At 58.8% G+C, this 8,597-nt stretch carries 6 protein-coding genes; all 6 read left to right on the top strand.

Annotated elements, in window-relative coordinates; translation table 11 throughout:
• Positions 1-633: 633 nt before the first annotated feature.
• The 6 genes from RBA41_RS33110 to RBA41_RS33085 all read left to right on the top strand — a co-directional run bounded on the left by RBA41_RS33110 (position 634) and on the right by RBA41_RS33085 (position 8,498).
• Entirely contained in the window at positions 634-2,799 is a 2,166-nt protein-coding gene (locus RBA41_RS33110) for a type VI secretion system Vgr family protein (protein WP_306628596.1), read from the top strand.
• 99 nt (positions 2,800-2,898) lie between these two features.
• Positions 2,899-3,915 carry a DUF2169 domain-containing protein gene (locus RBA41_RS33105; protein ID WP_306628595.1) on the top strand — a complete coding sequence of 339 codons (1,017 nt, stop codon included), beginning with the start codon at positions 2,899-2,901 and terminating at the stop codon, positions 3,913-3,915.
• 56 nt (positions 3,916-3,971) lie between these two features.
• On the top strand, positions 3,972-4,430 hold the full coding sequence (locus RBA41_RS33100; RefSeq protein ID WP_306628594.1) for a hypothetical protein: 459 nt from the start codon (positions 3,972-3,974) through the stop codon (positions 4,428-4,430).
• The gene (locus RBA41_RS33095; protein ID WP_306628593.1) at positions 4,417-5,751 is read left to right on the top strand and encodes a hypothetical protein; all 1,335 of its coding nucleotides are present in this window, start codon (positions 4,417-4,419) and stop codon (positions 5,749-5,751) included. Before RBA41_RS33100 ends, RBA41_RS33095 begins: the two co-directional genes overlap by 14 nt.
• A 53-nt stretch (positions 5,752-5,804) precedes the next feature.
• Positions 5,805-6,872: a hypothetical protein gene (locus RBA41_RS33090; protein ID WP_306628592.1), complete on the top strand. Its 1,068-nt coding sequence runs from the start codon at positions 5,805-5,807 to the stop codon at positions 6,870-6,872.
• A gap of 18 nt (positions 6,873-6,890) precedes the next feature.
• Entirely contained in the window at positions 6,891-8,498 is a 1,608-nt protein-coding gene (locus RBA41_RS33085) for a DUF6531 domain-containing protein (protein ID WP_306628591.1), read from the top strand.
• Positions 8,499-8,597: the final 99 nt, after the last annotated feature.

Here is an 8,597-nt window from a genome sequence, read left to right as displayed (position 1 = left end):
AGAAAACCCCGCAGAAATGTGGGGTTTTTTTTCGTCTGCAGATTTTAACAGGGCAGCCTAACCGCATCCAAGAGTGCGCTGTATGCGGCGGTTATTTTTTCCTCGCATTTTCGCCCTCTCTGCATCCAAATTCCCAAAAGTATCCAAAGTAAATTGGTAACGGGGACTCCGCGCATATTAATTCGACATCACGAACTCTGTGCTATGCCTTTAACTCCGTCCACGGGCAGCACAGGCTCCCCACATATGCCACGAAAACACTAATAAAATGATGCCACCACGACTATTGTGTTGTCGAATATGCTATAATTTAATGATCGATTCGGCAATGTATTTTGGCCAATGTGACTTGTGGTATTTGCGCTACTTGCCTGCTTGAAAAACAGATATATTGCCCCTTTGCATCCTCCTCCTCAGCGAAGTCTTGTAAATTGATGAGGATGCTTCCCAGAGCTGACCGAGCTACATCTAACTGACACTCCATTCTCGGCGGAATCCGCCGACACTTACGTAAAACAGGAAATTGGCATGAGCGAAGCTTCGTATGGCTTGCAAGATCTGGCGGGCGGACGCCAACACAATCGGATATTGCGTCTGTCATTTCCTGCGAACGATGGCCCTGCTGCTTAACTGTTGGTCAACAAGCTGGAGGCGGTCGAAAGCCTGTCGCGGCCGTTTGAATTTACTGTCGAACTGCTGTCGGATGACCCGAATATCGCGTTAAAGGACGTCCAGGGCAAGATGATGTGCGTGCAGCTGGTCCGCAAGGATGGCACGATGCGCTACTTCACTGGACGCGTCTTCAGCTTCGGCCTGAAGACCGTGGACGGCGGTATTTCGTATTACGAGGCGAAATTGGGACCGTGGTACAAATATTTGAGCATGCGCAAAGATAACTACCTGTTCCACTACACCACCATGTACCAGCAAACCGCCAGTATTTTCGGCGATTACGGTAGCCTGGCCGACTGGGATTGGCGCGTGCAGGGCGCCAGCACCATCATGACGGATTGTTGCCAGTTTGATGAAAGCGATCGCAATTTCCTGGAGCGGCGCTGGGTCGCTTCTGGCATCGTCTATTGGTTCGAGCATAATGCGACCGGTCATAAGCTCATTCTTTCAGACGATTCGACCAGCGTGGAACCCATTGATGGCGCTCCGGATGTACCGTTCCAGCGTCATGGCGGCATGGTCGCGGAAGATGGGATCGGTGAATGGTCGCCAGCGCGCCATATCATGGTTGGCAGCGTGGCACTGGCTTCTTACGATTTCAAATCTCCGCATCCTGCCATGACGTCGCTGCCAACGGTCAACCAGCAAGGCGATGTGCCGAATATCGAATCGTACGAATATACCGGGGCTTTCGGCTTCACCGGTGGCGGGCGTTCGCTTGCGCAGCTGCGCATGGAAGAAGTCGAGGCAGCCGGCAAACAGTTCGATGGCGTCAGCAATTGCCGCTATCTGATGCCGGGCCGTTGGTTCCGTCTCACAGGTCACTTCGATGCCAGCAACACAAACGATGATGCCCAGGCGCGCGAGTTCCTGATTACGGCAGTGACTCACAGCGCCTGCAATAATTATCACATCAAGGAGACTGAAGAATCACATTACGACAACAGTCTGAGTTGCATCCGGAAAATCATCCCCTACCGTGCGGGTCGCGATCACAACAGCGTAGAAACCAAGATTCATGGCGTTCAGACCGCTACCGTGGTCGGGCCTGCCGGCGAAGAAATTCACACCGACGAATATGGGCGCGTACGGGTACAGTTTCACTGGGACCGCGCCGGCAGCAACGATGAGAAAAGCTCGGCCTGGATTCGCGTCGCCACACCTTGGGCTGGCGCTAATTTCGGCATGACGTCGATTCCGCGCATTGGAACAGAAGTGCTGGTGCAGTTCATGGATGGCAATCCGGATCGGCCCATTATTACCGGCATGGTACCGAACGCGGACACAATGCCGCCTTGGACTCTGCCCGCCAACAAAACCCAGAGCGGCATCTTGTCGCGCTCAACGCCGGGCGGGAACTACGACAACGCCAACGCCTTGCGCTTCGAAGACAAGAAGGGTAGCGAGCAGTTGTGGCTGCACGCGGAAAAAGACCAGTTGACCGAGGTCGAGCACGACGAAGACAAGTGGGTTGGCAACGACCGGCGCAAGACGATCGACCGCGACGAAACTAACCACATCAAGCGTGACCGTACCGAAACGGTGGACCATGACGAAACCATCACGGTCCACAACAACCGCACCGAGCGCGTGGACCACGACGAAAAGATCAGCATCGGTGACAACCGCGATGAAGACGTGGGGATCGACGAATCGGTCACGATCGGCAAGAACCAGTCCCTGACCGTCGGCGGCAACCGCACCAAGACGGTCAGCAAGAATGAGAAAGACAAGATCGGCAAGAACTGGTCGATCAATGTGTCCAAGATGAAAACCGAAACCATCGGCATGGCGTACATGCAGAACGTGGGCATGGGCCGCCTCGAAAACGTTGGCCTTGGATACAGTCTGAATGTGGGGATGATCATGTCGACCGTGGTCGGGATGAACAAGATGACCAAGGTCGGCGTCGACTATTCCAGCACTGCCGGATCAAGCTATACGGTCGAGGCGGGCGGCGAGGGTGGAAGCGTGCTCAAGATGGACGGCGAGAGTATCACGCTGACAATCGGAAAATCGTCAATCACGATGAAAAAATCGGGCGAAATCGAGATCACGGGTGACAAGCTGACTATTGCGGGAACTGACAACGTCTCGCTCATCAGTCCGAACATTCATCATAACTAGCGGCGGAACTCCCGATGCTGAAAAATGCTGATTGGCGCCTAAGCGACATTGGCATCGCCATGCCGGATTCCCTTGCCCAGTCTTGCTCCGATCGCTCGCATGCTTACTAATCAAACTCCGCTACCGGCGACCTGCCTTCCCCATCGCGATCATCTGGGCCAATCGCACGTACTGGTGATTGCCAAGGGGTGCTGGCGCCTGAGCACTGGCCGCATGGCCGCGGCTGAGCAACAGGTTGGCTTGCATCTGCATCCAGTGAGTACGCGGATCGGAGAGCTTGAGCTGGACCCGGCGCAGCAGAAAGCCATGGCAGCGCGCCGGGACGAAGAGATTGTGTGGCTCGACCACGACCTGGCGCCGCCGAAACCGGCGTTCGATGTCATCGTGGCGGGCTATGCGACCGCGCCACTTGGGCATCCCGGCCTGTTCATCGACGCCGGCGTACGGGTCGGCACCCAGATCGGCAGCATGCGCGCGTTCGCGCCACGCTATTGGCATCGAACCTGGCTGGGATACGAGGCGCGCCCATTGGCCCAGGCGGTTCAGCGTGTACCAGTCAGCTACGCGTTTGCGGACTGGGCCACTGGTTTTGCCATCGGAGCGGCCACTGATGCGAATGAGGGGCCGGCACTGCTCCCATGGATCGAGGCGCTGGATACATCGAGCGAGCGCCGCAGGCACACGCGCGTTCCGGCAGGGCTGGGTTTCTGGCCTGAAAATGCAAGCCATCGTTTCATACACACGGGAACGTATGACGATGCCTGGGAGCGAGAAATCGCTCCCGACCTGCCGCCTGACTTTAACCCGCGCTTTTACAATGCTGCTCACCCCAGCCTGCAGTTGGCGCATGCGCCGGTGGCGGGAACCGCCATCCGGCTGGTGCATCTGGCGCCGCAAGCTATTGTCGAGTGCAGCTTTCCCGCGCTGGGGCTGTCTGTGCAGGCACGCACGGCGTCTGGCCGCACGCCGGCCGCTGTATCAATGAAACCAGACACGCTCGTGATCGAACCCGAGCATGACCGTATGTCCGTGGTCTGGCGCGTTTTACTGCCGGCCAGCGAACAGGGCGATCCTGTGCGCACTGTCCGGCTGTTCCGTACCGCGAGCGCGGCGTGACGCTGTCGCCGGTAATCCTTGCTCCACTAAACACTACCACCTTATCGGAACCGACCATGTACAACCCTGCCCACTCCATGTCACGACCAGGCGCCTCACAGCCGGGCGACTATCGCACGGCGACCGTAAAGGCGCTTGCCGGCGCGGTTTGCGACATCGAGATCGATGGCGCACTCTACGCTGCGGCCATCGCCACGCATATCTTGTCAGTGGTCGCGGGCCAGCGCGTCGCCGTTCTGGATGGCGGGGCGGATGCAGGTTTCCTGGTCGTTGCCGCATGGCCGATGCCCGATGCGGCGGTCGCGGTGCCTTTGAACTTCGACGCCGCGACCGGCACCCTGCACATCCAGGCGGCACGACTCAATTTGTCGGCATTGGCCACCATCGAGTTGAGCTGCGGCGAAGCGCGGATTCGGCTGACGTTGGACGGCAAGGCGCACATCGAAGGGGCGGAAGTACTCTCGGCAGCCATTGGATCAAACCGGATCGAGGGAGCGAGCATTGACCTCAACTAATGTTCCACAGATTAGCCGGCGGCTGCCGCCGCTGTCAGGCTTACTCGACGATACGCTCGATCAAGCCGTGCGTACGCGCCGCCGCCGCATCATGATGGCGGACAAGCCATCGTTGAATCTGAACGCGCTACGCGTGCCCGACATGGCATTGGACCGGCTGTTGCACACCGTGGCCTTGTACGGCGCGGATGCCGCCCGTCAGCTGGATGTCCGGATTGGCGAACTGACCGGTGCAGCGAAAGAAGCGGCTGTTTTTCTGCGCATTGCGCTCGCTGTGCAAACCCTCGATGTCGCCTTGTTTGAGCTGGCGGCACGGCATGCGCAGGAGTTTGCCCGCGCAGTGCGCGAGGCCTACTGGTTCTATCCGATTCCAAGCGGTCCGTTCAGCGATCATAGCGGCCACATTATCGACCTGTTCGAGAAATCGGCTGGCTCGCCCACATTGCGTCTGATCGCAATCGAGCTGGCTGGCCGGCGCGATGTGAAAGCATTGCGTCTGCCTATCGAGGCATTGCTCGATGATCCGCAGTATGCGGCGCACGTACACGTCGCCCTGTCATGCATGGGCGCCGCAACGCAGGCAACACGGCGCTATGCGCAAGAAGCGCTTGCCACGGGCGAGGCGACAGCTTGCATGGCCGCGATGGCGTTAATTGCCGTCGATCCGCGTATCGCCGATGCCAGCCTGTTGCAGGATGCCCTGAAAGCCGACCCCGCTCGGGTTGGCGCCGCCTGGGCCATCGCGACTTGCCGCGATCCGCGCGGACTATACCAGCAGGCCGTGGCCAGAGCCGACGTACCGACGGAGTTGCGCTACCGGATCACGGCACTTGCAGGTTACGTCGACGGCATCATTGCCGCCTGTGGCGAGATGGCCACGAGCGACGGCCCCGTCACCGCTGCGCAGGCCGATGTGCTCGAACTTGCATTGGGCGGTGTACCAGTCGAGGCGCGCTGCGAGCCGAACGTGCCCGCAGACAAATCCCGTGCACTGCGCGCGCTCTTGCTGCGTGCTTGTCGTCGTTCCCATATTCCTGTCTGTAACGACGCCGATATGGGACCTTGGGACGTGCAGGGCATTCTTGCCAAGCCCGAACAGGCCGGCACGATCCGGCTCCGCAACGGCCTACCGCTGGGTGCCGAGGCGCCGGCCCTGGGCCGGGCCGTGCTGGAGGTGACGCACGCGCTGCGCCAATGGCTGTTCATCGAGCGCGCCACCATCGCGCAGCACGCCTTGTCGCTGTCCGCCTTCGATACCGCCAGGCGCCAGGAGTTGGCGATGATGGTGGGCGAATATGTCGACGACATACGCGCCCCCTGACTGCAGCCACCCGAACCAGACGTTTGTTAATGACTAAAGATACGCGAGCACGCATGGCACCACTTCCATCTCCTTTATTCGCGCTGCGCTCCAACGGCATGGTGACGGTTGTCGGCAATTCGACAGCGCAAACCACCGCTTCCTGGATTGCCCAGACACGCCGCCAGCGCCGCATTCATCTCGATGGCTTCGCCGATCCATTCACGATCGCCGACTGTAATACCGTTACGGCGGGACTCGGTGGCGTTGAGCGTTTATCTTCCATGCTGGCCTCGGCGGTTACCGAAGCACTCGACAATGCAGAACATCTTGGGCCAAATCCACAAGCCGAGTGCCTTGAAATCCTGCTCGTACCGCAGTGGTTGGCGAGCGAGGGCTGCGCGCAGCTAAGTGCGATGCTGTCGAGCTGGATTGCGCCGTATCCGGTGTGGTCGGGGCGTTCGCGCGAGCGCATGATTATTCAGGCGGGGGCAACGGGCGCTTGGCTTGCGCTGGAACACGCATACCGGGCGCTTGGGCAGAACCGGCGCTTGCAGCATGTGATGATCGCAGCCGTCGATAGTGCCTGCGAGAGCGCCGTGTTGCGGCATGCCGCAGATGCCGACTGGCTGCTGAGACCCGGAAATTCGCAAGGTTACATTCCTGGCGAGGCGGCCGCATGTGTGTTACTGGAAAGGATACGCAACGTCACCGACATCTCCACCGATGATTTTGCATTGCATCGACCCGCGCTGGTGCAAGCGCCCGCGCGCCTTTGGCCCGGTGCCGATCAAGCCGACGCTTCACCGCTGTGCAAGGCCTTGTCGGGGGCCTTGGCGTCGTCGGGAATGGGCGCGACCAACATCAGCCATCTAGAGAGCGAAATGGACGGGTCGGATTGGCGCGCGCGGATCGAATCGACGGCATTGAACCGGGTAATTTTCACCGAGACGTCGGCATTGCCGCAATGGCGACCCGCAACCTTGTTGGGGCAAGTTGGCACGGCCGGCGGGGTCATCGCCTGGTTGTTGCCCGCGATGCTGCATCGTCAGCGTATCGACCGGGTCAATACCGTTCTTAACTGGTCGATCGAGCCCACCGGCGAAATCGCCGCCTGCGTGCTTGAACGCTCCCCCCATTGATCGCCACGTCGAGACCATATGCCAACCAATGTCAGTACCGATAACAAGAATCTCGTCACCCAGGTTGCTGCCGGAACTGTTGCGCAGAGCAGGGACCCGGTTTTCCTGAAGCCCAAAGGGGAGCCCGGTGTCGCTCCGCACTTCAACATTAGTACGACGATCAACAATGCCGCTGGGACCATTTTCAATCGCAGTGGCAAGGTGGCTCATAGCGAAAGCTATATCGGCGCGGGCAGGCATGCGCCGGTGGTGATCATGGGTATCAAGACGCTGAAGGTCCATGGTGACAACGGCTTCACGTCATGGGCGAAGAGTGTCTATTTCGAGACCCGCAATGCAGTGATGGATGGCGTCGACACGGCGGTCAATGCCGTGTGGAGCATGCTGCCGCCAGAGGTCAAGAATATGGTCCAGAACGGCGCCCAGATCGCCGGGGGCATGACCACCAAGGATTTCGCCGATGCAGCGCAAGCCGATGCCGAGGCGATGATCAAGGCATTGAAATCCACCGACACGTTGATCGCCCTGGTTCAAACGGCAGCGCTGCTTGGCGCGTCGGCGATCCCCGTGGTGGGGCAGATTGCAGGTGGCGCTGCAGTCGCCCTGCAGATCAAGGGTGCCGTTGAACAAGCCGCTGGTGCCGCCGACGAGCTAAAGGCGATGATGGACCGCTGGAGCAAGCCGATGAGCAATGCCCAGATGGCCGAAGAGCGGAAGAAACTTGCATCCTTCTTGGTGCGCGTGGGGATTTCGACCTTGCTGGCGGCGCTTGGTCTAGCGTCCGCTAAGTTGTCCGCGCGTGCGAAAGGGCAAGGAAACTCAAGTCAGCCAATCCAGGTAGGCCAGAGCAATGCTTCAAAACAAAGCTCCTGTGCATGCAAGATTGGTCGTCCCGTTATCATCGCTACCGGCGAAAAGAGTCTGACGGAGCACGATTTTTCATTGCCTGGTATTTTACCGCTGGTCTGGACGCGCGAATATCGTTCCGGTGATACAAGAATTGGATGGTTTGGACAGGGATGGAGTGTGCCACTGGCAGTGGAGTTGTCGCTTTCGTCTGATTCTCTCATTTATCACGACGCAGGAGGACGGGCAGTAAAGCTTCCCGCCGTCGCCGTAGGCACTGAACACTTCGATGCTTACGAACGATTCACAGTGCGCCATCCAGAGCAGGATCACTGGGAAATTGCTTTTAAAGATGGTAATACCCAGCATTTCAAACGCGTTCGAGAAGACATGTTCGTACTTCCACTTGCTGGAATCGGCGACCGAAACGGCAATCGTGTTGATCTCGAATATCCTGCACCTCCAGAAAACCCTTTCGACTCATGGCGACCGCGTGTCATTGTGGATTCGGCAGGACGGCGATTGGTGTTAGAGTGGAACATGGGTGGGTCGCTGACGGCGATTATGTGTCAAACGGATCCTATCGCTCCACCGCAAATATTGGCCGCCTATCGCTACAGCGATGTCGGCGACCTTATAGAGCACGCGGACGCGGTGAATGCGCAACGTAGCTACGAATGGCGGAACCATGTACTGGTCGCGTATGCCTGTCATCGATTCACCCAATTCGTCAGTACTCATGCCGAGGAAATGGGATTGCCGCTGAATTTAGGTACTTGACGGCGAACAGGGAAGCGGACGCTGCGCGGGTCTCGCTTCAACGATCGCATGCCGGGGAGATGGACTGCGGGTTTGCCGCAAAAGCTTCCATCAATGTTC

This window comes from Massilia scottii (assembly GCF_030846495.1).
GTDB classification, from domain to species: Bacteria; Pseudomonadota; Gammaproteobacteria; order Burkholderiales; family Burkholderiaceae_D; genus Telluria_A; species Telluria_A violaceinigra.
Note: the sequence above shows the minus strand (reverse complement) of the source record. Positions and strands in the feature narration are given on the sequence as shown.